This is a genomic window from Pandoraea pneumonica, from assembly GCF_902459645.1.
GTDB classification, from domain to species: domain Bacteria; phylum Pseudomonadota; class Gammaproteobacteria; order Burkholderiales; family Burkholderiaceae; genus Pandoraea; species Pandoraea pneumonica.
Genome location: NZ_CABPSK010000002.1, coordinates 710,516 through 736,395, shown reverse-complemented (window position 1 = coordinate 736,395; position 25,880 = coordinate 710,516). Strand labels below are relative to the sequence as shown.

Genomic DNA, 25,880 nt, shown 5'->3' with positions numbered 1-25,880 from the left:
GTGTGCCAATCAAGTGAGTACCAAGTCTTCAGTCCGTGAACCGCGTGCAGGAAGCTCGACGCAACCCGGCCCGACGCAATCTCGTTCGAAGGCTGTGCGTGAACCTTCCATCGCAGTACACGCTTCGGATGATTCCGCCACGCGCTATGCCACGGATGCCGCCAAGTGGGCCGCCGTCGCGGCGCGCGACAAAGACGCCGATGGTCAATTCTTCTATTCCGTGCGCACGACCGGGGTGTATTGCCGCCCGTCGTGCGGCGCGCGCCTTGCCCTGCGTGAGAACGTTGCGTTTCACGCCGATATGGCTGCCGCCGAGCGGGCGGGCTTTCGTCCGTGCAGGCGTTGCAAGCCGGACCAGGGCTCGCTCGATGCGCGTCATGCGGCACTCATTACTGCGGCATGCCGTCGTATCGACACCGCCGATGTCGCACCGCGCCTGGAAGATCTCGCCGCCGAGGCCGGTCTGAGCTCGCACTACTTCCATCGCCTGTTTCGCACGGTAACCGGCGTGACGCCGCGCGCCTATGCCAACGGTCGCCGAGCCGAGCGTGTACGTGACGCGCTGCCCGCTTCCGGTAGCGTGACGTCGGCGTTCTACGACGCCGGCTTCAATTCCAATGGCCGCTTCTACGAAAACGCCGGGGCATTGCTTGGCATGAAGCCCGCTGCATTTCGCGCGGGCGGGCAGGCGGAGACGATTCGCTTCGCCGTCGCGCAGTGCTCGCTTGGCGCGCTACTCGTTGCCGCGACGCCGCGTGGCCTGTGCGCAATCTCGCTTGGCGACGATCCGGAAACACTCGTGCACGAACTGCAAGATCGCTTCCCGAAGGCGGAACTCACCGGTGCCGACGCCGAGTTCGAGCGCTGGGTGGCACAAGTGGTGGGGTTTGTGGAATCGCCGCGTGTTGGGTTGTCGCTGCCGCTGGACGTGCGCGGCACCGCGTTTCAACAGCGTGTGTGGCAGGCGCTGCGCGATGTGCCCGCAGGTGAAGTCGCGAGTTATTCCGATATCGCCGAGCGCATCGGGTCGCCGCGTGCGGTGCGTGCTGTAGCACAGGCCTGCGCCTCGAACACACTGGCCGTGGCAATTCCATGCCATCGGATCGTGCGTCACGACGGCGGCTTGTCAGGCTATCGCTGGGGTGTGGAGCGCAAACGCGCGCTGCTCGCTCACGAACAGGCAGACGCGGGCGGCGCAGCCGGTATGGGCACAAAGGGGAAGCTATGACGGCGCGCGAACCCTTGAACCGGGTGCAGACCCTCGATTGGCAAACCATCGAAGACGAGCTCAACGGCGTTGGCGCTGCGTGCGTACCGAAGCTGCTGAGCGCCGACGAATGCGCTGCCATCGTGGCGATGTACGGCGACACCGATGGTCGACCAAGTATTACGCCGACGTCGTCGCGTTTTCGCAGCCGGGTGGTGATGGCGCGTCACGGTTTCGGTCTCGGCGAGTACCAGTACTTCGCCTATCCGTTGCCGCCGCTCGTGGCGGAACTGCGCGAGGGGTTTTACGCGCCGCTGCGCGAGATTGCGCACCGTTGGCATGCCGCAATGGGCATCGACGTGCGTTACCCGCCGACACACGCCGAGTTTCTCGCCAAGTGTCATGCGGCGGGCCAGCGCCGCCCTACGCCGCTGCTGCTGAAATATCGCGCGGGTGACTACAATTGCCTGCATCAGGATCTCTATGGGGAACACGTGTTCCCGTTGCAGGTGGCCATTCTGCTTTCACAACCCGGCGACGATTTCACTGGCGGCGAGTTCGTGCTCACCGAGCAGCGCCCGCGCATGCAGTCGCGCGCCGAAGTGGTGCCGCTCACGCGCGGCGATGCCGTGGTATTCGCCGTCAATCACCGGCCGGTGAAGGGCACGCGAGGCGTGTATCGCGTCAATCTTCGACACGGCGTGAGTCGGCTTCGCAGCGGTCATCGGCACACACTGGGTTTGATTCTGCACGACGCCACATGACGCTCGATCTCTTTGCCCACGACGCGCACGATCCACGCGACCCCCACGCTACATCCGGCGAGCGTGGCATCTCCTCCGATGAACTCGCCCCGGGGGCCTTTGTGCTGCGCGGCTATGCCCGCACAGCCGTTGCCGCGCTACAGAGCGATATCGACGCGATCGTCGCGCAAGCGCCGCTGCGCCACTGGCTCACACCAGGCGGCAAGCGCATGTCGGTCGCGATGACGAATTGCGGCGAGGTGGGCTGGATCAGCGACCGGATGGGGTATCGCTATGGCAGCCACGACCCGCTCTCCGGCCGCGAGTGGCCTGCGATGCCCGCATCGTTCGTGACACTGGCATGCGAGGCTGCGCAAGCGGCCGGGTATGACAACTTCAAACCCGACGCCTGTCTTATCAATCGCTATTCGCTCGACGCGCGGCTCACGCTCCATCAAGACCGTGACGAACGCGAGATGGGAGCACCGATCGTCTCGGTGTCGCTGGGGTTGCCAGCGATCTTTCTGTGGGGCGGCTTGCAACGCAGCGACCGCACGCGCAAAGTGCGGCTCGAGCCGGGGGACGTGGTGGTGTGGGGCGGGCCGTCGCGGCTCGTCTATCACGGCATCGCCAGCGTGGAAGGCAGCTTCGACGCCAACGCCGTGCGCTATAACCTGACCTTCCGGCAAGCGCGCTGACATCGGCCTTCTGGCGCGGGACGAATACATCGCGCTCAGATAAACCGCCGCCTGAAAACGACGAGGGGCGGTCAGCGACCGCCCCTCACAAGCCCCCGCCAACGATCGATCAATACCCGATCGTGAAACGGGCGCGCGGATGCTGGTTCTTTTCGAGTTCGTCGACGAGCGCGATGGCGTAGTCTTCCATCGAAATCCAGCTCTTGCCGTTGGCGTCGACGAGCAGGCCATCGCCGCCCAGACGGAACTTGCCCGTGCGCTCGCCCGGCTCGAACAACGCCGACGGCGACAGGAAAGTCCAGTTCAGCGACGAATCTTTCGGCTCAGCGCGCAACACGTTCAGGAAGTCGCGCCCGGCGCTGGCTTCCGCCTTGTACGCTTCGGGGAATTCCGGCGTATCGATGAGCGCCTTACCCGGTGCGATCTCCAGACTCCCAGCACCGCCAACGACGAGCAAACGCGGCACGCCTGCACGCTTCACAGCGTCGATCAGCTTGGCGGCGTCCATCGAGACAAAGCGCCCGGCGCTGATCACGGCATCGTTTCCGGCGAGCAACGGCGCGAGCGATGTGGGGTCGGCGGCGTCGCCCTTCACCACGGTCAGGCCCTTTTCGGCCTCGACGCGCTCAGGGTTGCGCGCAATGCCCGTGACCGTGTGACCACGTTGCAGCAATTCGGCGGCCACACGCGTACCCACGCGGCCGGTAATACCAATCAATGCGACTTTCATCGGGAAACTCCTTGGGGTGAGGGGAAATTCGGCCGACGCCGCGCCGTCTTGCGATGCTGCGTCTGCCGCTGTGATCAGATTGCGCAGCCGTCGGGGCCGCATTGCGGGGGCGTGTTCGTCTCGTCGCCCGTGCCAGCGGTAGCACCGGATTGGGCCGATTGTGCCGATCGGGCTGATTCGGCCGCCAGCAGACGCTCACGCAACGCGTCGCGCCAAGCCTCGGGCTTGCCGAGATAGCGGCCCGGTTCCAAACGTTCGAGCTGACCATCGATTTCCAGCGCAAAGGTCGGAAAACCGCTGCCGCCCACGCGGGTCAGCCACGCGCGGCTCTCGCGGAAATGGCGCATGAGCGCGGCGTCGTCTTGTGCGTCGAACGCATCGGCGAATGCCTGCCGATCGAGGCCGAGTTCTGTGGCGATGTCGATGAGTACGTCACGATCCGCAATGCGTCGGCCGTCGACGTAGTGCGCCTTTTGCAGCGCCGCGAACATATCGAGCCCCCGCCCGGCCAGCGCCTCGGCGGCCAGTGCGGCAGCCGTCGGCGGTGCTGAATCGAACACGGCGGAGCTATCGCGCAACAGGCCTTCGAAATAGGCGTCGCCAAACGGCTGTCCGGTGAGCGCCGCGATGCGGTGGTCGTGCGGCATGACGTAGTTGCGAAGTTGCGGCGTCACGGCCTGCGCGTTCGGGCCCGCCATCATGCCGCCGCCGTGCAGCGCGACGTCCAGACCTGCCACATCGCGGGCAGCACGCACGAGCGGCGCGGCGGCGTAGCACCAGCCACATAGCGGATCGGCGATGTAATGCAAACGGGCTTGCGTCATTGCGGGGTGTCCTCTTGAACGGTAGTGCCAGCAGTCTTGCGTCGACACACTCACCTCGACGCGCTCTATGAATGACATCGTAGACACTCCAATCGCTCAGAAAAAGCCCATAATGACGATCACTTTGTTGCATCGATCGAGCAAATCATGGACCGGCTGACTGCCATGCGTGTCTTTACCGAGGTAGCTGAGCGCGGCTCGCTCACGGCGGCGGCGCAGCGGCTCGACATGTCGCGCGCGATGGTCTCGCGCTATCTGGCGGAACTAGAGGCGTGGCTCGGCACGCGCTTGCTACACCGCACGACGCGCGCGGTGAGTCTGACGGAGGCCGGGGTCGATGCGCTGCCACGCTGCCGCGAAATGCTCGGGATCGCGGACGATCTTGCCAGCGTGTCGCACGACGACACCACCCCGCGCGGTTTGTTACGCGTTGCGTGCAGTACGTCGCTGGGGCAGGCGTTTCTTGCGGCGGCAGTCACGCGCTTCATTGCGCGGCATCCGGGCGTGGCCATCGACCTCGTGGTGGCCGACCGCACCGTCGATCTCGTCGACGAACGCATCGATCTGGCGATTCGGGTCACGTCTGAGCCAGCGCCGGGTTTGATCGTGCGACGGCTGGCGACGTGCCATTCCGTCGTGTGCGCCGCGCCGTCGTATCTGCAACGCCACGGCACCCCGACGCGCGCCGAGGATCTGGCTTTGCACAACTGTCTGACCTACACGTATTTCGGCAAGAGCCTGTGGCAGTTCACGCATGAGGGCACGCCGCTCGGTGTGCCGGTCGGCGGCAACCTCTCGGCGAACGAGGCGAATGTGCTGCTGTCGGCGACGCTCGCCGGTGCCGGTATCGGCATGCAGCCGGTCTACGCAGCGTTGCCTTACTTACGCGACGGTTCATTGCGTGCGCTATTGCCCGGCTATGTGCCACGGGAAATGACGGTGTACGGCGTCTACACGTCGCGCAAACAAATGCCGAGCGCCCTGCGCGCGCTGCTCGACGATTTGGTCGAGCAATTCCACACCGGTTTGTTTGAAGACAGCGGTTACTCCGGCAAGTGACTCGATTTCGTCACTTAATTGTCACAATCCCCGCGTAAAAACGTCGTCTGCCTCGCCCGCCCGGGCAGGGTGACGACTTCACTCGTACGTCGCACCTTGCCGACCCTTGCGGGCGCCCACGCGCGCACTAAAGCCCGACCGGTCAAACAAGGACATCATGACGCACGACGCCACGCCCCAGCCGCACGATCCCGCCCTCGACAGCCAGGACGACAATCCGTCGGACCCGTCGCGCCGCCGCATTCTGCAAGGGCTGGCCGCCATCGGCGCCGCCGGTGCTGCCGGTGCCACCACGGCCCTCACGGGCTGCGCCGCCGAAGGCGGTGCCGGTGCCCCGACCGCTGTCGCCGCAGGCGGCACGTTCGACGCCCAGCTCAAGGCCAATATCAAGACCGTGGTCGTGATCTACCTCGAGAACCGCAGCTTCAACAACCTGTTCGCCGACTTCCCCGGCGTCGAAAAGCCGCTCTCGAAAGTACCCGCCTCCGCCTACACGCAAGTCGACCGCGACGGCAAGTCGCCGATGTCGCTGCTGCCGCCGATCTTCGACGGTCTCGTGCCCCGTGCCCAGACCATCGGCGGCAAGAAGTACCACATCACCGAAAAAGACATCGCCCGCCAGCCGAACGCCCCGTTCATGCTCAAAGACACCGAAGGCAAGCTGCTGCCGGAATCGGTCATCACGCGCGATCTCTGGCACCTGTTCTGGCAAAACCAGATGCAGATCGCCGACGGCACGAACAACCAGTTCGCCGCATGGGCCGACTCGGGCGGCCTCGTCATGGGCTACTACGGCGAAACCGCCAAGACGCTCAACATGTACAAGATCGCGCAGCAGTACACGATGTGCGACAACTTCTTCATGGCGGCCTTCGGCGGTTCGTTCCTGAATCACCAGTTCCTGATCACGGGCCGTCCGCCGGTCTATCCGAACGCCGCGCAAAGCCCGGCCAAGGACAAGATCGCCGTACTCGCCGACGGCCCGCAAGGCGTGCGTCTGGCCGTGCATGCGGAATCGCCGGCCTCCGCCGCCGATGGCAAGCCGAAGTTCGTGCGCGATGGCGCGATCACGCCCGATAACTTCGCAGTGAACACAATGATGCCGGCCTACCAGCCGTCGCCGATCAAGCCGTCGGCCACCGGCGACAAGCGCCTTGCCGATGCGTCGAACCCGAGCACGCTGCCGCCGCAAAACTACGCCACCATCGGCGATCTGCTCTCGGCGAAGGGCGTGTCGTGGGCGTGGTATGCGGGTGCATGGCAAGCCGCGCTCGATCACAAGGGCGGCCCGGATACGCCGAACTTCCAGTACCACCATCAGCCGTTCAACTACTTCGCACAGTTCGCGCCGGGCACTGCCGCGCGTGAAGAACACCTGCGCGACGGCGGTCTGGGCGACGGTCCGATTTCGAACAAGTTCATTGCCGACGCCATTGAGGGCAAGCTGCCCGCCGTGACGTTCTACAAGCCGCAAGGCAACCTGAACCAGCACGCCGGTTATTCGGACGTCGAGTCGGGCGATCAGCACGTGGCGAACATCCTCGCGCACTTGATGAAGTCGCCGCAGTGGCAAAACATGATGGTCGTGATTACGTACGACGAAAACGGCGGCTGGTGGGATCACGTCGCACCGCCCAAGGGCGACCGCTGGGGTCCGGGTTCGCGCATTCCGGCGCTCGTCGTGTCGCCGTTCGCCAAGCGCGGCAACGTCGATCACACGTTCTACGACACCACGTCGGTCCTGCGCTTCATCACGCGCCTGTACGACCTGCCCACGCTCGAAGGCCTGGCCCATCGCAATGCGGCCTTCGCTTCGCGCGGCGCGATGCCGCCGGGCGATCTGACGAAGACGCTGTCGTTCTCGTAATGCGGTTGGGGTGGCGGTAATTCACGCGCAACCCCAACGCTGAATCGAAGCAAGCGAAATGCAAGAAGGGCACCGCGAGGTGCCCTTCTTCTTTGCTACTGCCGTCGCCGTCTGACGGACGCGCAGACGCGGCTGGCGTCAGTCCTGCCCGTCCAGTTCATCGGAGCGCAGCAGTAGCTTGTCGAGCAGCCGCTCGTACACGCGCATCTCGTCATCCGTGAGCGCCGCGAACAGGTGTTCGTAATGTTCGCGCGCGGCGCCGATCACCACGCGCCATACCGCCTCGCCTTCCGGCGTGAGCGTGACCTTCACCGCACGGCCATCGAACTCGTCGGGCGCGCGCTTCACGAGACCCCGCGACACCAACCCATCGGCGCCCCGGCTCGCCTGACTCTTGTCGAGATTCGCGCGCCGCGCCAGTTCCGAATTCGATAACGCCCCCGCCGAGCCCACCGCCGCCAATACACGCGATTCGGCAAGGCTCAGTTGCGCCGCGTCCGCATACGACTGCGCAATGCGCTTGTCGTGCTGCTTCATCAAGCGGTGCATCTTGTAAGTCAGGAACTGATCGAGCGTCTTATGAGCGGGCCGCATTTCGGTGTTTTCCCCTAGTGGAAACGGGTCGATATTTGGTTGCGGGCGCAACCTTAGCACACTAGAATGGTTGCGTTAGCAACTAAATGTTGGAAGGCCGCATCATGCATCGACCGGAGACTTCCCCGCGCGCATCGCTGTATCACGCATACCGCGTTCATCCGTACTTCGCGCCACAAGGCGAGCCGACCGAAGTGCCCGTCACCATCGTCGGCGGTGGCCCTATCGGCATGGTGACGGCGCTCGCACTCGCGCGCCATGGCGTGCGCTGCGTGGTGCTGCAAGCCGAGCAACAAGTCTCGGAAGGCAGCCGCGCCATCGTCTTCACGCGGCGCTCGCAAGAGATTCTGCAAGCGGTCGGTGTGGCCGACGCCGTGGTTGCCAAGGGGCTGCCATGGACGAGCGGCAATTCGTTCTATCGCGGCCAACGTGTGTTCCGTATGGAATCGCCCGTCAGCGAAGACGATCGCTTCGCACCGCTCATCAACCTGCAACAGAACGTGCTCGAGAGCTATCTGGTGGACGCTATCGAGCGTGAACCGCTCGTGGACATTCGCTGGGGGAACAAGCTGGTCGGCCTAACTCAAGACGGGCAGGACGGCTGCGGCGGCGTCACGATGCAAATCGATACGCCCGAGGGCGAGTACACGCAGCGCACGCAATGGCTCGTGGCCGCCGACGGTGCGCGCTCGACGGTGCGCACTGCCATGGGCCTGCGCTTCGAAGGCGCGAGCTACGAAGGGCGTTTCGTGATCGCCGACATTCGTATCGATCTCGACCTGCCGACCGAGCGTCTCGCCTATTTCGCGCCGGACTGGAACCCGGGCAACACCGTGCTCATGCATCGCGAACCCGACGGCATCTGGCGCGTGGACTATCAGTTGCCAGCCACGGAAACGTCGGAACACGCGCTGAAGCCGGAGACCATCCGCGAGCGCATCGACGCGCAACTCGAGATGATGGGTCTGGGCGGCAAGCCGTGGGAACTCGATTGGTGCTCGGTGTACTCGGCACGCGCGCTCACGCTGCCCGACTACGTTCACGGGCGCATTCTTTTCGCGGGCGACGCCGCGCACTTGCTGCCGATCTTCGGCGTGCGCGGGGCGAATACCGGCTTTCAGGACGCGATCGATCTGTCGTGGAAATTGGCGGCTGTCGCGAAAGGCGTGGCGCCCGAGGCGCTGCTCGCGTCGTATACGCACGACCGCGTGGGCGCAGCCCGGGAAATCATTGCCGAAGCGGGCAAAAGTACCCGCTTCATGACACCGCCCTCGCATGGTTTTCGTGTGCTGCGCGATGCCGTGCTCGACCTCTCACTCGATCACGAATTCGTGCGGCCGTTGTTCCATTGGCGCACATCGCGCGCGCACGACTATCGCGACTCGCCGCTCAACAGCCCGAGCGACGACAACGCCCGCATGAACGCCGGGCCGACGGTCGGCGCACCGGCTCCCAATGTGAAGCTCGGTGAGAACGACTACCTCTACGATCATTTCGGTGCCGCCTTCCATCTGCTGACGTTTGGCGATGCACCGCTCAATGACGCGCTGCACGACACGCTCTCGACATGGCGCGACCAAGGCATACCGGTGACGGTGATCGCCTTCGCCAGCACGCGAGATGTCGTGCCGGGTGCCGACATCACGTTGCCCGATGCATCGGGCCATGCGCCCGCGAAGTACGGCGCACAGCACGGCACCGCGTATCTCGTGCGTCCCGATCATCACATCTGCGCGCGCTGGCAAACGCTCGACGCGGCGCAGCTTTCCGATGCGCTCACCCACGCCACGGCGCGCGTCTGAACAGTGCCGCGTGCCGGGCAGTGCGCTGCGCGGCACGCATCACGTCTCTTTGGATAGGGTTTTGTCATGACTGCACCACTTACCGCCATCGCCGGGCTCGAAGAAATTTACGACACGCTGGCCCTGGCTATCGATGCCACGCCCGAGGACCAGCGTGAATTGTTACTCGCGAAACTCGCGCTACTGCTGGCCAACGAGATCGACGATCCGCAGCGGGTGATCGCACTCATTGGCGAGGCGGCACGGACTTAATCGCTGATTGGGCGGTCAAGCCGATTGGGGCAGTTAGGGCGGTTGGGGTGGTTAGCGAGCAATCCCCTGTGGTGGTTTGCCGCGCTAGGACGGCGCACACATCATTCCGCGCCATAATGCGTGACATCTTCGCCCACAAGGAACCCATCCATGTCCTCGACTTCCGCAGTGGCCGTACAAGGTTCGACGCTCGTCGTACTGATCGATGCCGATAACGCCGCACCCGCCATCGTCGAAGGTCTGCTCACCGAGGTGGCCAAGTACGGCGTGGCGAGCGTGAAGCGCATCTATGGCGACTGGACCAAGCCGAATCTCGACGGCTGGAAGAAGTGTCTGCTCGAATATTCGATTCAACCGATCCAGCAGTTTCGCTACACGGTCGGCAAGAATGCGACCGACAGCGCAATGATCATCGACGCGATGGATCTGCTCTACACCGGGCGCTTCGACGGCTTCTGCCTCGTGTCGAGCGATAGCGACTTCACACGACTCGCCTCGCGTATTCGGGAACAGGGGCTGATCGTGTACGGCTTTGGCGAGCGCAAGACGCCGCAACCGTTCGTCACCGCCTGCGACAAGTTCATCTACACCGAGTTGCTCCGTCAGGACAACGAACGCGACGACGATGACGACGAAGCCCCGGCACCGCGCAAACGCCGCAGCGCCGCCGAGCTCAAACGCGACGCCCGTCTGGTGCGACTGCTGCGCAATGCCGTGACCGACGTGTCGGACGAAGACGGCTGGGCGAGTCTCGGGTCCATCGGCAGTCACGTCGCCAAGCAGGCCCCCGACTTCGATTCGCGCAACTACGGGTTCGGCAAGCTGAGCGACCTGGTCTCGACCATCGGGTTGTTCGACGTGGAGCAACGCGCAGGCACCGGCGGGAAGCAAGGCATTTGGGTGCGGCTCAAGCCGCGACGCGGCAACGCCAAACGCGGCGAATGAGCCCGCCGCTCAAAATTTTTTAGGAAATTTTCGCCAAAGGCTTGCCACCTTTCGAAATTGACCCTATACTCGCGGTCTTTCTAGGCTCGTAGCTCAGCTGGTTAGAGCACCACCTTGACATGGTGGGGGTCGTTGGTTCGAGTCCAATCGAGCCTACCAACGAACAAAAGCACAAGGCGTCCCGCGTTTTTCGCGTGACGCCTTTTGTTTTTTCCGCCGTGCTTTTTCCCGCAGTCTCCCGCTTCTGCGTTTCCCCGCCCTCCCCTCCAGCGCCGCACTTCACGGCGACACGATGCGCGTGACGTGACACCGTTTTAGCGTGTCTATCCGCGTTACAAAACGACACATCCCCGACAGACTCGTTGCACCTGCCACGCGATGCGATCGCTACACTTGCCTCAACGATTCGACGACAAGCCAACACTGCGCAAGCACAGCTCACCGCGCGAATCGATCCGACTCATCGCAAGCGCTCGTCATATTTCGCACCGGACTATTCGTCACCGATTCGCGAGCGCCACTGGAGGACACCATGAAACGTTTTCTCATCATTGCTGCCGCGGGCGTTGCTGCTGCGGCTGCATCGAGTGCCGCATCGGCCCATGTCGACGTGGGCGTGTATCTCGGCGTACCGGCACCGGTCGTCGCGGCCCCTGTCTACGTCGCCCCGCAGCCGGTGTATGTGCAGCCGCGCCCGGTGTATGTCGAGCCGAGCCCCGTCGTCTACTACGGCCGCGATCGCTGGGATGACTGGCGTGAGCGCCGCTGGGACGATCGCCACGACCGTGGTTGGCATCGCGGCTGGCGCGGTGACCATGACCGTGACTGAAACCAGTGCTGCCTGACGCTTGGCGCTCACTAGCTGCACAAAGCGAACGGCATCAAGAACGAAGCGGCCCGCCGGTTGGCGTCGGCGGGCTTTTTAGCGGAGAGCGGCACTGTCGCTTTCCGCGTTCTTTTATGTGCGGTCTGAGATTCGCCCCACACGTCCACATTGCATTCGCAACGCGGCTCAAACCATCGGCACTTCCCGCAATTCCTTCTTCATCCATTCGACGAACGCCCGTGTGCGCGACGGCAACAGCCTTGCATGCGGATACACGATGCTCACAGGACGCGCCGGTCCTTCGTAGTCCGTGAGTATGCGTTTGAGGCGCCCGTCGGCCAGCGGCCCGGCCACCTGATACGACAGAAAGCTGCCGAAGCCCAGCCCACCGATGCACGCCTCGATCGCGGCAAGTCCGTGGTTCACTTCGAGATTCCCGTCGACCGGCACGGCGAACTCTCGCCCGTTTTCCCAGAACCGCCACTGCACATAGCTCGCGCCATAGGCACGGATGCAGTTCTTGCCGATCAAGTCGCGCGGGTGCGTGACTTCGCCCTGCTCTGCCAAACAGGCCGCGCTCGCCACCACCACACGCCGGATAGCACCGATGTTTTGCGCCACCAGCGTCGAGTCGTCGAGCGGCGAGATGCGAATGCCCACGTCGATACCCTCCTCCCACAGGTTCACCACGCGGTCGTTGAGCAACAAGCGGCATTTGATGGCGGGATACGCCCGCAGGAAACGATGCAGCGCAGGGGCGACGTGCAGCTGGCCGAAGAGCACCGGCGCCGTGACCACGAGCGTGCCTGTCGGTGCCTGATGCCGTGCGGCAAGCCGCGCCTCGGCGTCGTGCACTTCGCTCAGGATCTGGCGGCAACTCTCCAGATAGGAATGCCCTTCCTCGGTAAGCGCCAGACGGCGCGTAGTGCGATTGAGCAACCGCACGTCCAGCGACGTTTCTAGCGCCGCCAACGTGCGCACCACGGCGGGCAACGACGATTCCAGCACGCGCGCCGCCGCGCTCAGGCTGCCCTGATCCACGATCGCAACGAACGTCTGCATAGCGCGAAGTTTGTCCATGGCGAGCATCATTACTCCACTTATCGGAGTAGTCAAATCAGTTCTTCGCCATTTATCCGGAATTCAATAGGAATAACAATGCAGATGTGGAATGCGTGAACCCCCGACAGCGCAACAGATGCGCCGGTCCGGAGTTCACCCGCCTCGCGACTTCACCGGAGATTCTTCATGACTGCACACGCCGCAACACCCCACCCCAGCCGCCCGATCCGGCTCTATCGCTTCGCTCTGTCTGGCCATTGCCACCGCGTAGAGCTGATGCTGAATTTGCTCGGCTTGCCGTTCGAGGCGATCGACGTCGACCTCGTCGGCGGGGAGCACCTTCAATCGCCGTTCCTCGCGCTCAATGCCTTCGGGCAAGTGCCGGTCATTGATGACGACGGTGTGGTTCTCAGCGACTCGAACGCGATCCTCGTCTATCTCGCCTCGCGTTACGACCCCACCGGGACGTGGCTGCCGCGCGACCCTGTCGCCGCTGCGCACGTGCAGCGATGGCTGTCGGTCGCCGCGGGGGATCTGGCCTTTGGCCCGGCCGCCGCACGCATCGTCGTGGCGTTCAAGCGCCCGGGCGACTCCGAGACGATGATCCGCCTGGCCGAGCGCTTGCTCACGCGGATGGAGGAGCATTTGACGGCACCGACAGCGACGCGTTTCCTGACGGGCGACACGCCGACGATTGCTGACTTGGCGTGCTATGCCTACCTCGCGCACGCGCCGGAAGGAAACGTAACGCTCGAGCCGTATCCCGCCGTGCGCGCGTGGCTCGCACGCGTCGCGGCCTTGCCGGGGTTCGTCCCGATGGCGTCGCTGCCATGCGGGTTGAACGCAGCGGCATAACTTGACGCCGAGACGATCATGAACGACATCCGCCATGCCAATGTTGCCGCGACAGCGCTGGTCTTCGACGCGCTCCCGACGCTGAGTCCCGACTCGCCGTTCCATGCGGGGGAAGCCGTTGTGCAAATGCTCGCTGGATCCCGCGAGGCCATGGCGGAAGTCGGACCGAAAGTGATTCGCACGGCAATGCCCGAGCAACATCGGCAGTTTTTCCCGCAATTGCCGTTTCTGGTGGTCGGCGGACTCGATCACACCGCACAGCCTTGGGCGACATTGCTCAGTGGCACGCCGGGTTTCGTGTCCTCACCCGATCCGACCGAGCTGCGCGTCGATGCATTGCCGCCACCGACCGATCCACTGTTCGGCACGATGACTCACGGCGCACCGGTGGGTGTGCTCGGGCTCGAACCGTCGACACGGCGTCGCAATCGCATCAACGGCCCCGTGATCGAGAGCGATGAGCGGGGGTTTGCAGTGCGCGTTGCGCAGAGCTTCGGCAATTGTCCGCAGTACATCCGCAAGCGCGAAATCACGCCGGACGCGCACAGCGCACCGCCGCAGGCCGAGACGCCACAAGCCATGCTCGATGAAGACGCGCAATGGCAGATCGCCAGCGCCGATACATTCTTTGTCGCCACGTTTTACGCGGGCGACGGTGCGAGCGAGCGCAGCGCCGGGGCAGATGTGTCGCATCGTGGCGGCAAGCCGGGGTTCGTGCGCGTCGACGACGCCCACACCCTGACGTGGCCCGACTTTCGCGGCAACGCATTCTTCAACACACTGGGCAACCTGCTCGTGAATCCGCGTGTGGGGCTGCTGTTCGTCGACTTCGCCTCGGGCGATTTTCTGCACGTCGCGGGCGACGCTGAAATTCTTTGGCATGACGAAACACAAAGCGGCTTCACCGGCGCCTTGCGATTGGTGCGCGTGCACGTGCGTGAAGTGCGCCGTGTGCGCGGGGCGTTGCCTGCGGCGTGGCGCGACGGCGAGACATCGCCGAGCGTGGAACGTACCGGTGATTGGCCATCCGCGTGATGGCCTCGCCGCTTCGCTTGCCGCGAACGAACGCCCCGTGTAAAGTACGTTCACGCACGTTGAGTGACGTGCGCTTATTTCTCACCGATTTCCTCTCATGACTGCTCACGCGTCCGTCCGTCTTGCCGTATCGCCGCCCTCGCGCGGTGCCGGCTCGCGCCTGCGCGGACGCTTTGCAGCCGTAGCGCCTCCCCCGCCGGCCGGCGTGGCAACTCACGACGTAGCAGTGGTCGTGGCAGTTGCCAGTGTCGTGGCAACGGTGGCAGTCGTCGCCGTGGCCTGACGCCACCAGACGCGCTTGGGTGATTCACACCCATAGCACCGCGTCTCGCTTCAATTCCGAATTCTGATCCGCCTGTTGTCTTGCGTCGTGTCGTCTCGACATGACGGCTTGTGCCGCGTCGTGTGCGCTTGCGCGTGAGGTTTTTCGCGCGCGAATCCACGTGTCGGCGCAAGGCACCACAGGCCGGACATCCTGTGTAGGGGAAAGCACAATGCAAGTCGATGGTCTTTGGTTGCGCCGAAACGGCACAACGATGCTGTTTGTTTTGTTGTGGAGCGGCGGTGCACTCGCCGCCAAATGGGGGCTGACGCACGCGTCGGCGTTCGCGTTTCTGGTGATACGCCTCGGCGTGGCGCTCGCCGCGCTCACGCTGCTGGCCATGACCCGGCGTCAGTGGTGGCCAGCGCCCGGTACTTGCTGGCGCGTGGCAGGCACGGGCGTGCTGCTGATCGGCGGCTATCAAGCGGCGTATCTGCTCGCGCTAGCTAACGGCATTACGCCCGGCGCGCTGGCCACCGTGCTTGGCGTGCAGCCGATCCTCACCCTCGTGGCGCTCGAACGCTCGCACAGTGGACGACGGCTCGCGGGCCTCGCGCTCGCCTTGGCCGGTCTGGCACTGGTCGTCGCGCAAAGCCTAGTGTCGGCACGGCTCTCGGCCGCTGGGTCCGTCTGGGCGCTCACCGCCCTCGCCTGCATGACCCTCGGCACCATCGCCCAGAAAGGCAGCCGACAAACGCCGCTCGACGTACTGCCGCTTCAGTACGCCGTCGGCTTGGCGCTCGCGGTACTGATCGCGCCAACGCAGCCGTGGCATTTCGATAACACCCCCGGCTTCTGGCTGCCGCTGCTCTATATGGGCGTGGTGATCTCGGTCGGCGCGACGCTGCTGCTCTACCGCATGATCGCGTCGGGCAATCTCGTCACCGTGACCAGCCTGTTCTATCTCGTGCCAGTGGTCACGGCGCTGCTCGACTGGGGCATCTTCGGACACCAACCGACGATGCTCGCCGTGGCTGGCACAGGGGCGATCCTGCTCGGCTTGCGGCTGGCACTGCGTTGAACGGTTAAGATTGTCGGCACATGGGTGACAATGACGCGGCATTGCCGAGTGTTGTCACCCTATTTCATACACGACCGGACACTGACCGATGGACCTGCTCGACGACATGCGAATCTTCGTGAGCGCGGTGGAAGCGATGAGCTTTACCGGCGCGGCGGCCAAACTCGGGCTGTCGAAGCAATTCGTGAGCCGCCGCATCTCGGCCCTCGAACAGAGTCTCGGCGTGCGCCTGCTGCTGCGCACGACGCGGCGGCTGGCCGTCACTGACCTCGGGCAAATCTATTACGCCCGCGCGCGGCGCATTCTCGATGACGTCGAAGCGGCGAACCTGGCGGTGAGCAGTCAGGGGGAGCGCCCGCGCGGCAATTTGCGCGTCTCGGCCCCGATGTCGTTCGGCACGATGTTTCTCGGCTCGGTCATTCCGTCGTTTCTCGCGACGTATCCCGACGTCACCATCGAATTGGAGCTGAACGACCGCACGGTGGACATCATCGGCGAAGGCTACGACGTGGCCGTGCGTATCGGCGCGCTTGCCGATTCGTCGCTGATTGCCCGCGCCGTGGCCCCGATGCGGATGGTGACCTGCGCGAGCCCGCGCTATCTGGATGCCCACGGCACGCCCCAGACGCCGGAAGACCTGCGCGAACACGCCCTGCTGCCTTACGGCCATAGCCAGCGCGTGAGTTGGACGTATGCCCGCGACGGCCATCCGGTGGAAATTCCCGTGTCGGGACGCCTGCGGGTCAACAACGGGGAATTGGCCCGCGACGCCGCCGTGGCCGACCTCGGCCTCACCTTCCTGCCGGTCTTCATCGTGGCGCCAGCCTTGCTGGGCGGGCGTCTGGTGACAGTGCTCGACGACTTCGCGCCGCCGCCGACGGCCATTCACGTCGTCTATCCGCAGCATCGTCAGGCTTCGCTCGTGATTCGGGCGTTTTCGGAGTTTTTGGCCTCGGCATGTCACGTGGCGGGCGCGCAGTGGTAGCCCGAAGTGCATCCCGATGCATGGGAATCGGCCATCAGACTTGACCATCCATAGCCCGGACGGGGATACTTGTCAGGTTAAAAATCCCGCTTTTCCACGCCGATGACCACGATTCTGCAACACATTCCCACGGGCCAATCGGTCGGTATCGCCTTCTCGGGCGGTCTCGACACCAGCGCTGCGCTGCTTTGGATGCGCAAGAAAGGCGCGATTCCCTACGCCTATACGGCCAATCTGGGTCAACCGGACGAACCCGATTACGAAGACATCCCGCGCCGCGCGATGGCCTACGGCGCCGAAAAGGCCCGTCTGGTCGACTGCCGCGCGCAACTCGTGGCCGAAGGCATCGCCGCCCTGCAATCGGGCGCGTTCCACATTTCGACCGCCGGTGTGACGTACTTCAACACCACGCCGATCGGCCGCGCCGTCACGGGCACGATGCTCGTGGCCGCCATGAAGGAAGATGGCGTCAATATCTGGGGTGATGGCAGCACGTTCAAGGGCAATGACATCGAGCGCTTCTACCGCTACGGTCTCTTGACCAACCCGAGCCTGCAAATTTACAAGCCGTGGCTCGACCAGCAGTTCATCGACGAACTGGGCGGCCGCAAGGAAATGTCGGAATTCCTGATCGCCAACGGCTTCGACTACAAGATGTCCGTCGAGAAGGCCTATTCGACCGACTCGAACATGCTCGGCGCCACGCACGAAGCCAAGGATCTGGAACACCTGAACTCGGGCATCAAGATCGTGCAGCCGATCATGGGCGTGCCGTTCTGGCGCGACGACTGCGTGGTCAAGGCTGAAGAAGTCACCGTGCGCTTCGAAGAAGGCCAGCCGGTGGCGCTCAACGGCAAGACGTTTGCCAACGCCGTCGAACTGTTCGAAGAAGCCAACCGCATCGGCGGCCGTCACGGTCTGGGCATGAGCGATCAGATCGAGAACCGCATCATCGAAGCGAAGAGCCGCGGCATTTACGAAGCCCCGGGCCTGGCACTGCTGTTCATCGCTTACGAGCGTCTGGTGACCGGCATCCACAACGAAGACACCATCGAGCAATATCGTGAAAACGGTCGCCGTCTGGGCCGCCTGCTGTATCAAGGCCGCTGGTTCGACCCGCAGGCCATCATGCTGCGCGAATCCGCCCAACGCTGGGTGGCACGCGCCGTGACCGGCGAAGTGACCATCGAGCTGCGCCGCGGCAACGATTACTCGCTGCTCAACACGGTGTCGCCGAACCTGACGTACAAGCCGGAACGCCTGACGATGGAAAAGGGCGAATCGAGCTTCACGCCGCTCGACCGTATCGGCCAACTGACCATGCGCACGCTCGACATCGTCGACACGCGCGAGAAGCTGATGACGTACGCCAAGGCCGGTCTGCTCACCTCGACGAGCGACGACGCCCTGCCGCAACTCGAAGGCAAAAAAGACTAAGACGCGTTGCCCCGCGCTGCCGTCCTGCAAGGGACGGTAAGCACGTCGACACCGTCTAGCCGCAAAAGGCGGCGCGTTCCTCACGGAGCGCGCCGCCTTTGTTTTTGGCCTGTAACAGTACACGCGCTAACATAGCACCACATAACAAGCCTTTTCCCACACTCCCGGTGAGCGGGATGCGCACAACGCCACGGACTGTCGGCGTTGCGACGCACGCGATGGAGACCTTGCGTTGGTACGTCTGATCTTATTGTTGCTTGGCGTCGATTACTTACGCCGTCGAGCCCGCGCGCTGATTTGGATTGGCGCGCTGTTCTTTGCCTTCGGGCTGGCATTGATCATCGATGCCCTCGACGGCGTGGTGCATTTTCCGTTGCAGGTGTTCGCTTGGCTGCTGCTTGCCGAAGGGCTGGCAACGCTCGCCATCGTCAGCATCGGCGTGGGCGGCCAGCGCATCGTCCGTGGCCTGAAGGGCGGCACCTTTACGCTGACCGCGCTGCTCGTGCTCTTTTTCCATCAGCAGAACGGCAACTTCTGGCTGTCGATGCTGTTCGGCACGCTGTTCCTCGCCGATGGCCTGCTTCAATGCGTGGCGGCGTACGTCGTTCGCTATCCGCGCTGGGCGTGGGCGATGGCCGGGGGAATTTTCGAAATCGCCGTCGCGGTGTTCTTCTATCAGCCATACCCCACGCACTACAAAGGCACGCTGCCGTACGCGATTGGCTTGGGCCTCGTCTTCACCGGCTGGAATGTGCTGGTACTGGCAATGCGTGCGCGCCGTATGCGCAGCAGCTTCCGTGTCGAGCAGATTCTTGGCAGCCCGGAAGAAAAGCGCAAGTTATGGCGTGAGCGTCCGCGCGCACCGCGCTGGGAAGGGCCCCCTTCGGAAGGCGAACCGGCACTGACCGTGCACGTCTGGACACCCTCCGGTTCCGCCAAAGCACCCGCACGACGCCAGCCGCTGATCGATCGCTACATCGCCGCCGTCGACAAGAATGGCGTGATCTCGACCGGACACGCCGCGCTCGAGAGCCATGAAGGGGTGTATCTGAGTTTGTATCCGGCACAGGAAATCGACCGCTCGCCCGACCAATTCGGCCAGTTGCTGCGCGCCACGCGCGAGAACGACGTGCCCGGCGTGTTCCAGCCCGACTATGCGACCGAGTCGAAAGCGTGGTGCCCGTCGACGGTCAAGGTGCGCATTCGCAATTACAGCCCCCAGCAGCTAAGCGCTTTCTGGGAGATGTACCGGCAGAACCCCACGTATAACCTCACGCATCGCAACTGTTCGAGCAGCGTGGCCAAGGCGCTCGAAGCCGCCATCGAAGGGCGCGTGGGCCGACTGACCAACGGCGACGACGCGGGGTGGTGGACCTTCGTTCGTTTGTGGCTGACGCCCGAGTTGTGGGTCGCGGCACAGTTGCGCAAGCGGGCGAAGACGATGGCTTGGACGCCGGGCCTCGTACTCGATTACGCCCGTGCGGTGAGCATGCTGGTGGACCCGCGTCCGTTTGGCTGGATCACCATGTCGTCGCTGGCGTTGCGCCGTATGCGCCGATCGCGCCGCGCGTGGCGCGAAGCCGCCGAGCAGGCCGCCGCGCAAGCGCAAGGTAATCAGGCATCGCACGGTTAACATCACGGCTAACGTCACGACAAACACGTAGCCCATTAGCGTGAACAGACCCTAACAGCAGTCACTTCCAAGAGGACAGCTCAACATGTTCAACCGCCTGTGGCGCTACGCGAGCGCCGCCCTGTTCGCCAGTCTGGTCATCGGCCGTGCCGCACACGCGGTCACGCCCGAAGCCGCTCCCGCCGTCATTCCGCACGGTGCCATCGTCGAGCGCGTGCCGCTCGAAGCCGACCACGGTTTACCGGAAGCGGGAGAACAGTTCCGCATTCGCTTTAGCTCGATCGACGGCGTCGGCGGCATCGAAGCCCGCGAAGATACCGGCGCCGTGTTTCTGCCGAAGGGCCCCACCCCCGCCGGTGGCTGGCCCGTTGTGCTCTGGGCGCATGGCACGGTGGGCGTGGCGAGTGCCTGCGCGCCATCGCTCAATGTGCGCAGTCAACGCGACATCCAGTACCTCGGCACGTGGCTCTCGCTCGGCTTCGCTGTGGTGGCCCCCGACTATGCCGGGCTAGGCTCGCGCGGCCTGCATCACTATCTGGATGCGCGCGCCGAAGCGTACAGCGTGCTCGACAGCCTGCTGGCCGCCCGCAGCGTGTTCCCGTTGCAGAACCGTGTGCTGATCGTCGGGCAATCGCAAGGCGCCCATGCCGCGTTTGCCGCCGCAGGGTTTCAGCCGCAATACGCGCCCGATGTGAAGGTGATCGCCACGGTGCTGACGGGCACGCCGTACTTCAATGCCCAGACTTCGGCGGCTGCCATCTTCGCGGGTCAGCCCGACCCCGGTGCGCCCGACCCGAAGATTCCCTACGCGATGTACATCTTTCTGTCGGCTGCCGATCGCGATCCGTCGCTGCAAGCCGCACGCTACTTCTCGCCGCAAGCCCTGCCGGTGCTGGATATGGCACGCACGCTGTGTATCGATGAATTGACCGACCGCTCGACAGCCGCCGGCCTGAATGGCGGCAACAGCATGCAGCCAGCGATTCAGAAGCTCATGCACAACCAGACGCCCTCGCTGCGCTACCCCACGCTGCGGATCAAGCACCCGGTATTCATCGGCATGGGGTCGGACGATATCGACGTGCCGGTCATGATGCAGCAGGCCTTTGCGCGCGATGTCGCGGCGGCGGGAACGACGACAGTAGTACGCGTCTACGAAGGACTCGATCACGATGCGGCGGTCAATCCCTCGCTCAGAGACTCGGTGCCGTTCGTGCTGAAGTTGATGGCACCCGAGAAGCGTGCACGCGCACAATAAATAGAGGGGTGATTCGGAATTACGGAAGGAGCATGGTGGGACGAGTTGGCAAGCAGAGAAATAAGTGTTTGATTTATTTGAATTTATTTATCGTTGCATGAACGCAACATACGGACACTTACGCAAAACTACATATGGTGCATCGCAACACGTTGTCCTATACTGAACTCGTCTCCTCCATGTCTCCTCCTGATATGGATTAAGCCCGCACCTCGCGGGCTTTCTTTTTTTCTACGGTCGCTAAGGTTGGGCTCGTACGCCGAGCCGACACGTCGAATCTCAGTCGATCACTGCCGCACAGGCATCGGTCGGCGCGGCTAACACCCCTCCCACGCCCGGCACGATCTTCAAGCCCGCCGACGCCACACGGCACGGTGCAGCCATCAGTCCGCATCCCGCGACAGACGTCACAAACGGCAGAATCGCAAACAGTGCCCACCAACGACGCAAGTTACGCGGCGCGGGCTTCGACATGGCATTCGCGTCGCCCGACGGCGCAGGCAAGGCAGTCACCGGCGAGCGGCGCATGGGAGCTACGGTGTTCATGATCGTCAAGCGTCCTGAAAAGAGACTCGGGAATCTGCGAACCACGCCGGTCATTCGGCAGGCGTCGTGTGACCGACGTAAGTGAAACGTGCCACCGGCCCCGATTCGGTCGTGACCGGCTCGTTCCAGATGCGCAGCAACCGGGTGCTCATCGGCAGCCCTTCACGCGGATAAAGCCGGGTATAGACGACCACCGGTTCATCGGTCTCGTCGGCCCGGGCAATGCCGAGTGCGAGGTAAAAATTGCCTTTGTAATGGCGATAGACGCCCGGACGGAAAGCCTCGATTTCAGGCGTGGACTCGGCCGACGAGGTCGGCTGGGTCGGGGTATGGGAAAACATCGTCTTCAACTCCTACTTCAATACGTGCTAACGGCTCGCCGCGACCCGATGGGGGGTAGGCGGCGGAAAACTTGTGCGCCCGCTGCGGGCGTCACTTCGGCAGAACAATGCCGACCGACTTCGCCAGCGGCGCGGGCGAAATCCCGGACACGCCGCGAAACGGCTCGTCCAGATTGATGATCAGCGCGACGACCATGCCGATCGCGCCCATGTGCAGGGCGATGATGAAGTTACTTTTCCACGAACCGGGATAGCGTCCATTCATCGCCATGGCCGCCACCAAAAACAGCGTGATGACCCACCAGAAGACGGACGGCACCGTCTTCGTCGCATTCTCGAAGCGGCCTTGCCGTGCTTCTTCCAGACGATCGAGCAGCGTGCGTATCGAACTCGCGCTCTCCTCGTGTTGCTTTAACACCTTGCGCGTTGCGCCGACGAACGCGGTCAGCACTTCTTCCGTACGCGGTGAGAGATCGGGGTCGGCAGTGCTCAGCGTCTGCCACTCGTCGTCGACGGCGGACCTCACGTAACTGCGGAGCAACACGCGGGCGGCTTGCGCATCGGCGTCGCCGACAGCCTTCAATTCGCGGTCCAGACGCCGCACCACCGACGCTTCGTGCAACGCCTGATCGTCGGCATGGCCGAGATTCGCGCGCACATCGGTCAGCACGTGGGCCAGCACGAAAACGATGAAGGCCAGCAGACTGCCGTGCACCACGTCGGCCACGGTGCCGCGCACTTCCGAGGGATCGGCCAGCCGATCGAATAACCAGACGCGCGCCAGCCAAGCCACGAGGACTGCCGTGAGCGCCGTCACGATCGCCAACGACACGAGCAACAAGCCCGTGGGCATCAGCGTCATTTGGTCAACCAGCCATTGCATCCGTTCCTCTCTCCTGAGCGCTCGACGTGCGTAATGACAACCTGGGGCAACCTACATTGGGCTGCCCGCCGCCGATGCGGCGACTATACCTGATGCGCCAAGGACGGCAACCTTGGGAACATTACCGCGCATGTCGGTGGAAAGGGAAAAGAAGATAGGCGCTCGGCGCGCCATGTGAAGTGCCTTTGAGAAGGCCGCCTGATGGCTCGCTGAAGCGCCGCCGAAAGGGGCGCCCAAAGCGCCACCTACAGCGCCACCTACAGCGCCTTCGTGAGCAATACGGTAGTGAAGCCGCTATCCCACTCCTCGTCGGGATAAGTCGCCACCTCGGCATAACCGTACTTGCCGTAGAACGCGCGGCTCTGCGTGTTGAACGTATCGGTTTCCAGCCGCGCCTGCGACTGTCCGCTAGCACGCATCTGCGCCTCGGCGTGCGAGAGCAGACCAGCACCGATGCCGAGTCGCTGATGCCCGGGCGAGACGTGCAAAGCGTCGATGAAATCGCCAACCACGTGCACCATGCCGACCAACACGCCCTCAAGCGTCGCGACCGTGAACTCCGGCCAGTGCGCCTCGATGTACGCGCGAGTGCTCTCGCCCGACGCAAACTTGGCGGCGACTTCCAGGCGAAGCTCGGGCGCCCACGTCGTGTGATAGGTCTGCATGAGCAGCGACGTCAGCGCATCGATATCCGCCGCACACGCCGCGCGCAGTTTCACTTCAGGACCACGCACTTCACGACCACGCATTCCGCAGCCTCCTTGCGACGTCGATGTGTACCGTGACATCCGCGACCGGCCCCGAAGGCGCGTCACCTTCGCGCGGCTTGGGCAGCATCTCGAAGAGCGGCAACATCTTGTCCGAGACGAAACGGCTGCGCGTGCCGTAGACATGCCGGTCGCCCAGCCCGGTTTGCTGATGCACGTAAAAGCGCTGCGGCACGACGAGTTGCAACGACGACTTCGCACGCGTCATCGCGACGTACAGTAGACGGCGCTCCTCCTCGATATCCTCGTCGTCGCCGGTACTCATATCGGACGGAATGCAACCGTCGACCACGTTGAGCACGTAGACAGAATTCCACTCCTGCCCCTTCGCGCTGTGAATCGTCGAGAGAATCAGATAGTCCTCGTCGAGCAGCGGCGGGCCGGATTGTGCGCTCGTCGCATCGGGTGGATCGAGCGTCAGCTCCGTCAAAAATTGTTCGCGCGAACCGTAGGTGCCCGCAATACGCGCCAGTTGTTCGAGATCGGCCTGACGAACCGCCGCATCGTCGAAACGCTGCGTGAGCAACGGTGCGTACCAGCGCAAAGCAAGATCGACGTCGGCGGGCCACGCAAGCCGCGTGTCGTGCAAGGCGAGGAACACCTCCACGAAACCGCGCCAGTCATGCGCAGCGGCCGATGGCGGTTTGAACTCGGCCAGCACTTGCGCGGGCGTGGCCGATTGCGCCATCGCATCGAGCAGGCGCGTCGCGCTCACCGGCCCGATGCCGGGAATCAATTGCGCCACGCGAAACCCCGACAGACGGCTCGCCGGATTGTGTGCCCAGCGCAGAATCGACAGCATGTCCTTGACGTGGGCGGCTTCGAGAAACTTCAACCCGCCGAATTTCACGAACGGAATATTGCGCCGCGTGAGTTCGAGTTCGAGCGCTGCGCTATGGCTGCCGGTACGAAAGAGCACAGCCTGCTGCATCAGCCGCGTGCCCGTCTCGCGTTGCTCCAGCACCTGATCGGCCACCCACCGCGCTTGCCCCGATTCGTCGCTGACGTTGACGAGTTGCGGCAATTGCGTCGACGCGCGATCGGTCCAAAGCGCCTTTGCATAGCGTTCGGTGGACTCCGCAATCACCGCATTCGACGCGTCGAGAATCGGCTGTGTCGAGCGGTAATTGCGCTCTAGCGTGACCACGTAGGCGGGTTCGGCAAACTGGCCGGGGAAGTCGAGAATGTTGCGGATAGTGGCCGCACGAAACGCATAGATCGACTGCGCATCGTCACCGACGACGGTGAGGCCTCGTCCGTCGGGTTTCATCGCGAGGAGAATCTGCGACTGAAGGCGGTTGGTGTCCTGATACTCGTCGACCAGCACGTGATCGAAGCGCGCGCCTAATTCGCGCGCCAACGCGGGCGCGGTCATCATTTCCGCCCAATACAGCAGCAGATCGTCGTAGTCGAGCACGTGCTGCGCCTGCTTAGCGTCGACGTATGCGCCGAACAACGTCTTCAACTGCGCTTCCCACTGGGCACACCACGGGAAGTGTTTCGCCAGCACCTCCGCAAGCGGCGCCTGGCTGTTCACCGCGCGCGAGTAGATCGACAGGCAGGTGCCTTTGAGCGGAAAGCGCGATTGCGTGGCCGAGAAGCCCAACTCGTGCCGCGACAAACCGAGCAGGTCTTCTGCGTCACTGCGATCGTGGATGGTGAACGCTTCCGAGAGCCCGATGCGGGTGGCGAAATCGCGCAGCAAGCGCGCGCCGACGGCGTGGAACGTGCCCGCCCATGGCAGCGACGGCGGTTGCGACGACGCCAACCCCAACACCTTTTGCAGCACAGCGCCCACGCGGCGCTCCATCTCACCGGCGGCACGCCGCGAAAACGTCAGCAGCAAGATCCGATTGGGATCGGCCCCTCGGGCGATCAGATTCGCCACGCGATGCGCAAGCGTGCTGGTCTTACCGGACCCCGCCCCTGCGATGACCAGCAGCGGGCCGCCGGGCGCCCCATCGTCGCCGACGCCGTAGTCGACGGCTTCGCGCTGGCGGTCGTTGAGTTCGGCCCACGGGTCGCGGGCGGCGGGAGTCGGCTTATCTGACATGCAAGACAAGGGAGGCGAGCAAAGGGTGAACGGTCGAGAAATCGGGCGGCGGCGGGAAATGCGCCGCGCCAACTACTGTATATTTATACATTATAACGGGCGCATCGACGCTCATCGAGTCACTGGATTTTCGCG

Annotated in this window: 24 protein-coding genes, 1 tRNA gene and 1 pseudogene; 17 read left to right on the top strand and 9 right to left on the bottom strand. The window is 63.8% G+C overall.

Going from position 1 to position 25,880, the window contains the following annotated elements:
• The first annotated feature begins 94 nt into the window (after window positions 1–94).
• From ada to alkB, 3 genes are read left to right on the top strand one after another with little or no spacing between them, the layout of a single operon-like run.
• Window positions 95–1,228, top strand: a complete 1,134-nt coding sequence (gene ada, locus PPN31114_RS12335) for a bifunctional DNA-binding transcriptional regulator/O6-methylguanine-DNA methyltransferase Ada (RefSeq protein ID WP_246182523.1) — start codon at window positions 95–97, stop codon at window positions 1,226–1,228.
• Window positions 1,225–1,971 carry a 2OG-Fe(II) oxygenase gene (locus tag PPN31114_RS12330; RefSeq protein ID WP_150679778.1) on the top strand — a complete coding sequence of 249 codons (747 nt, stop codon included), beginning with the start codon at window positions 1,225–1,227 and terminating at the stop codon, window positions 1,969–1,971. The genes ada and PPN31114_RS12330 overlap by 4 nt, the downstream gene beginning before the upstream one ends.
• A complete protein-coding gene (alkB, locus tag PPN31114_RS12325; RefSeq protein ID WP_150679777.1) occupies window positions 1,968–2,648 on the top strand; it encodes a DNA oxidative demethylase AlkB in 681 nt (226 codons plus the stop codon). Before PPN31114_RS12330 ends, alkB begins: the two co-directional genes overlap by 4 nt.
• Window positions 2,649–2,757: 109 nt before the next feature.
• On the opposite strand, the gene PPN31114_RS12320 is transcribed toward alkB, so the two are convergent.
• Together PPN31114_RS12320 and PPN31114_RS12315 are read right to left on the bottom strand one after the other, a co-directional pair.
• Window positions 2,758–3,378, bottom strand: a complete 621-nt coding sequence (locus tag PPN31114_RS12320) for an NAD(P)-dependent oxidoreductase (RefSeq protein ID WP_150679776.1) — start codon at window positions 3,376–3,378, stop codon at window positions 2,758–2,760.
• A 74-nt stretch (window positions 3,379–3,452) separates the two neighbouring features.
• A complete protein-coding gene (locus PPN31114_RS12315) occupies window positions 3,453–4,202 on the bottom strand; it encodes a DsbA family protein (RefSeq protein ID WP_150679775.1) in 750 nt (249 codons plus the stop codon).
• Window positions 4,203–4,349: 147 nt separating this feature from the next.
• On the opposite strand from PPN31114_RS12315, the gene PPN31114_RS12310 reads away from it, so the two are divergent.
• Window positions 4,350–5,261 (top strand): LysR family transcriptional regulator, encoded by a 912-nt coding sequence (locus PPN31114_RS12310; protein WP_150679774.1) that lies wholly within the window; start codon window positions 4,350–4,352, stop codon window positions 5,259–5,261.
• 157 nt (window positions 5,262–5,418) lie between these two features.
• Entirely contained in the window at window positions 5,419–7,128 is a 1,710-nt protein-coding gene (locus PPN31114_RS12305; protein ID WP_150679773.1) for an acid phosphatase, read from the top strand.
• Between the two features lie 138 nt (window positions 7,129–7,266).
• Here PPN31114_RS12305 and PPN31114_RS12300 read toward each other — a convergent pair whose 3' ends face one another.
• The gene (locus PPN31114_RS12300; protein ID WP_150679772.1) at window positions 7,267–7,722 is read right to left on the bottom strand and encodes a MarR family winged helix-turn-helix transcriptional regulator; all 456 of its coding nucleotides are present in this window, start codon (window positions 7,720–7,722) and stop codon (window positions 7,267–7,269) included.
• A 104-nt stretch (window positions 7,723–7,826) separates the two neighbouring features.
• Here PPN31114_RS12300 and PPN31114_RS12295 point away from each other — a divergent pair, with 104 nt between their 5' ends.
• The 5 genes and pseudogenes from PPN31114_RS12295 (at window position 7,827) to PPN31114_RS12275 (ending at window position 11,550) form a co-directional block, all read left to right on the top strand.
• On the top strand, window positions 7,827–9,524 hold the full coding sequence (locus PPN31114_RS12295) for an FAD-dependent monooxygenase (RefSeq protein ID WP_150679771.1): 1,698 nt from the start codon (window positions 7,827–7,829) through the stop codon (window positions 9,522–9,524).
• Window positions 9,525–9,590: 66 nt separating this feature from the next.
• The gene (locus PPN31114_RS12290; RefSeq protein WP_150679770.1) at window positions 9,591–9,776 is read left to right on the top strand and encodes a DUF2783 domain-containing protein; all 186 of its coding nucleotides are present in this window, start codon (window positions 9,591–9,593) and stop codon (window positions 9,774–9,776) included.
• A 150-nt stretch (window positions 9,777–9,926) separates the two neighbouring features.
• A pseudogene (locus PPN31114_RS12285) lies at window positions 9,927–10,718 on the top strand (NYN domain-containing protein); the annotation flags it as partial.
• 85 nt (window positions 10,719–10,803) lie between these two features.
• Window positions 10,804–10,880 (top strand) — tRNA-Val (locus tag PPN31114_RS12280).
• Window positions 10,881–11,253: 373 nt separating this feature from the next.
• The gene (locus tag PPN31114_RS12275; RefSeq protein WP_150679768.1) at window positions 11,254–11,550 is read left to right on the top strand and encodes a PXPV repeat protein; all 297 of its coding nucleotides are present in this window, start codon (window positions 11,254–11,256) and stop codon (window positions 11,548–11,550) included.
• 183 nt (window positions 11,551–11,733) lie between these two features.
• Here PPN31114_RS12275 and PPN31114_RS12270 read toward each other — a convergent pair whose 3' ends face one another.
• Window positions 11,734–12,627: a LysR substrate-binding domain-containing protein gene (locus PPN31114_RS12270; RefSeq protein ID WP_150679767.1), complete on the bottom strand. Its 894-nt coding sequence runs from the start codon at window positions 12,625–12,627 to the stop codon at window positions 11,734–11,736.
• Between the two features lie 168 nt (window positions 12,628–12,795).
• On the opposite strand from PPN31114_RS12270, the gene PPN31114_RS12265 reads away from it, so the two are divergent.
• From PPN31114_RS12265 to PPN31114_RS12235, 7 genes are all read left to right on the top strand, one after another.
• Window positions 12,796–13,464, top strand: coding sequence for a glutathione S-transferase family protein (locus PPN31114_RS12265; RefSeq protein ID WP_150679766.1), 669 nt, complete (start codon window positions 12,796–12,798; stop codon window positions 13,462–13,464).
• A gap of 126 nt (window positions 13,465–13,590) precedes the next feature.
• On the top strand, window positions 13,591–14,499 hold the full coding sequence (locus tag PPN31114_RS12260) for a pyridoxamine 5'-phosphate oxidase family protein (RefSeq protein WP_370865882.1): 909 nt from the start codon (window positions 13,591–13,593) through the stop codon (window positions 14,497–14,499).
• A gap of 536 nt (window positions 14,500–15,035) precedes the next feature.
• On the top strand, window positions 15,036–15,842 hold the full coding sequence (locus PPN31114_RS12255) for a DMT family transporter (RefSeq protein ID WP_246182522.1): 807 nt from the start codon (window positions 15,036–15,038) through the stop codon (window positions 15,840–15,842).
• An 88-nt stretch (window positions 15,843–15,930) separates the two neighbouring features.
• Window positions 15,931–16,827 carry a LysR family transcriptional regulator gene (locus PPN31114_RS12250; protein WP_150679763.1) on the top strand — a complete coding sequence of 299 codons (897 nt, stop codon included), beginning with the start codon at window positions 15,931–15,933 and terminating at the stop codon, window positions 16,825–16,827.
• A gap of 102 nt (window positions 16,828–16,929) precedes the next feature.
• A complete protein-coding gene (gene argG / locus PPN31114_RS12245; protein ID WP_150679762.1) occupies window positions 16,930–18,264 on the top strand; it encodes an argininosuccinate synthase in 1,335 nt (444 codons plus the stop codon).
• 232 nt (window positions 18,265–18,496) lie between these two features.
• Complete coding sequence (locus PPN31114_RS12240) at window positions 18,497–19,897, top strand: HdeD family acid-resistance protein (protein WP_150679761.1); 1,401 nt, start codon at window positions 18,497–18,499, stop codon at window positions 19,895–19,897.
• 85 nt (window positions 19,898–19,982) lie between these two features.
• Complete coding sequence (locus PPN31114_RS12235) at window positions 19,983–21,155, top strand: alpha/beta fold hydrolase (RefSeq protein ID WP_150679760.1); 1,173 nt, start codon at window positions 19,983–19,985, stop codon at window positions 21,153–21,155.
• A gap of 279 nt (window positions 21,156–21,434) precedes the next feature.
• Here the strand turns inward: PPN31114_RS12235 and PPN31114_RS12230 are convergent, their stop codons facing one another.
• The 5 genes from PPN31114_RS12230 to PPN31114_RS12210 form a co-directional block, all read right to left on the bottom strand.
• Complete coding sequence (locus PPN31114_RS12230; RefSeq protein WP_306439726.1) at window positions 21,435–21,629, bottom strand: DUF6726 family protein; 195 nt, start codon at window positions 21,627–21,629, stop codon at window positions 21,435–21,437.
• Window positions 21,630–21,751: 122 nt separating this feature from the next.
• Entirely contained in the window at window positions 21,752–22,042 is a 291-nt protein-coding gene (locus PPN31114_RS12225) for a DUF1653 domain-containing protein (RefSeq protein ID WP_150679758.1), read from the bottom strand.
• Window positions 22,043–22,133: 91 nt separating this feature from the next.
• The gene (locus tag PPN31114_RS12220; protein ID WP_150679757.1) at window positions 22,134–22,925 is read right to left on the bottom strand and encodes a bestrophin-like domain; all 792 of its coding nucleotides are present in this window, start codon (window positions 22,923–22,925) and stop codon (window positions 22,134–22,136) included.
• Between the two features lie 257 nt (window positions 22,926–23,182).
• Window positions 23,183–23,674: a GNAT family N-acetyltransferase gene (locus PPN31114_RS12215; RefSeq protein ID WP_150679756.1), complete on the bottom strand. Its 492-nt coding sequence runs from the start codon at window positions 23,672–23,674 to the stop codon at window positions 23,183–23,185.
• On the bottom strand, window positions 23,661–25,745 hold the full coding sequence (locus tag PPN31114_RS12210) for an ATP-dependent helicase (RefSeq protein WP_150679755.1): 2,085 nt from the start codon (window positions 25,743–25,745) through the stop codon (window positions 23,661–23,663). The genes PPN31114_RS12215 and PPN31114_RS12210 overlap by 14 nt, the downstream gene beginning before the upstream one ends.
• Window positions 25,746–25,880 lie beyond the last annotated feature (135 nt).

What these genes read in the sequence shown, in the direction of transcription:
- PPN31114_RS12330 (WP_150679778.1), top strand. Translation starts at nt 1,225, where the DNA reads ATGACGGCGCGCGAACCCTTGAACCGGGTGCAGACCCTCGATTGGCAA.
- alkB (WP_150679777.1), top strand. Translation starts at nt 1,968, where the DNA reads ATGACGCTCGATCTCTTTGCCCACGACGCGCACGATCCACGCGACCCC.
- PPN31114_RS12320 (WP_150679776.1), bottom strand. Translation starts at nt 3,378, where the DNA reads ATGAAAGTCGCATTGATTGGTATTACCGGCCGCGTGGGTACGCGTGTG.
- PPN31114_RS12315 (WP_150679775.1), bottom strand. Translation starts at nt 4,202, where the DNA reads ATGACGCAAGCCCGTTTGCATTACATCGCCGATCCGCTATGTGGCTGG.
- PPN31114_RS12310 (WP_150679774.1), top strand. Translation starts at nt 4,350, where the DNA reads ATGGACCGGCTGACTGCCATGCGTGTCTTTACCGAGGTAGCTGAGCGC.
- PPN31114_RS12305 (WP_150679773.1), top strand. Translation starts at nt 5,419, where the DNA reads ATGACGCACGACGCCACGCCCCAGCCGCACGATCCCGCCCTCGACAGC.
- PPN31114_RS12300 (WP_150679772.1), bottom strand. Translation starts at nt 7,722, where the DNA reads ATGCGGCCCGCTCATAAGACGCTCGATCAGTTCCTGACTTACAAGATG.
- PPN31114_RS12295 (WP_150679771.1), top strand. Translation starts at nt 7,827, where the DNA reads ATGCATCGACCGGAGACTTCCCCGCGCGCATCGCTGTATCACGCATAC.
- PPN31114_RS12290 (WP_150679770.1), top strand. Translation starts at nt 9,591, where the DNA reads ATGACTGCACCACTTACCGCCATCGCCGGGCTCGAAGAAATTTACGAC.
- PPN31114_RS12275 (WP_150679768.1), top strand. Translation starts at nt 11,254, where the DNA reads ATGAAACGTTTTCTCATCATTGCTGCCGCGGGCGTTGCTGCTGCGGCT.
- PPN31114_RS12270 (WP_150679767.1), bottom strand. Translation starts at nt 12,627, where the DNA reads ATGGACAAACTTCGCGCTATGCAGACGTTCGTTGCGATCGTGGATCAG.
- PPN31114_RS12265 (WP_150679766.1), top strand. Translation starts at nt 12,796, where the DNA reads ATGACTGCACACGCCGCAACACCCCACCCCAGCCGCCCGATCCGGCTC.
- PPN31114_RS12260 (WP_370865882.1), top strand. Translation starts at nt 13,591, where the DNA reads ATGCTCGCTGGATCCCGCGAGGCCATGGCGGAAGTCGGACCGAAAGTG.
- PPN31114_RS12255 (WP_246182522.1), top strand. Translation starts at nt 15,036, where the DNA reads ATGCTGTTTGTTTTGTTGTGGAGCGGCGGTGCACTCGCCGCCAAATGG.
- PPN31114_RS12250 (WP_150679763.1), top strand. Translation starts at nt 15,931, where the DNA reads ATGGACCTGCTCGACGACATGCGAATCTTCGTGAGCGCGGTGGAAGCG.
- argG (WP_150679762.1), top strand. Translation starts at nt 16,930, where the DNA reads ATGACCACGATTCTGCAACACATTCCCACGGGCCAATCGGTCGGTATC.
- PPN31114_RS12235 (WP_150679760.1), top strand. Translation starts at nt 19,983, where the DNA reads ATGTTCAACCGCCTGTGGCGCTACGCGAGCGCCGCCCTGTTCGCCAGT.
- PPN31114_RS12230 (WP_306439726.1), bottom strand. Translation starts at nt 21,629, where the DNA reads ATGTCGAAGCCCGCGCCGCGTAACTTGCGTCGTTGGTGGGCACTGTTT.
- PPN31114_RS12225 (WP_150679758.1), bottom strand. Translation starts at nt 22,042, where the DNA reads ATGTTTTCCCATACCCCGACCCAGCCGACCTCGTCGGCCGAGTCCACG.
- PPN31114_RS12220 (WP_150679757.1), bottom strand. Translation starts at nt 22,925, where the DNA reads ATGCAATGGCTGGTTGACCAAATGACGCTGATGCCCACGGGCTTGTTG.
- PPN31114_RS12215 (WP_150679756.1), bottom strand. Translation starts at nt 23,674, where the DNA reads ATGCGTGGTCGTGAAGTGCGTGGTCCTGAAGTGAAACTGCGCGCGGCG.
- PPN31114_RS12210 (WP_150679755.1), bottom strand. Translation starts at nt 25,745, where the DNA reads ATGTCAGATAAGCCGACTCCCGCCGCCCGCGACCCGTGGGCCGAACTC.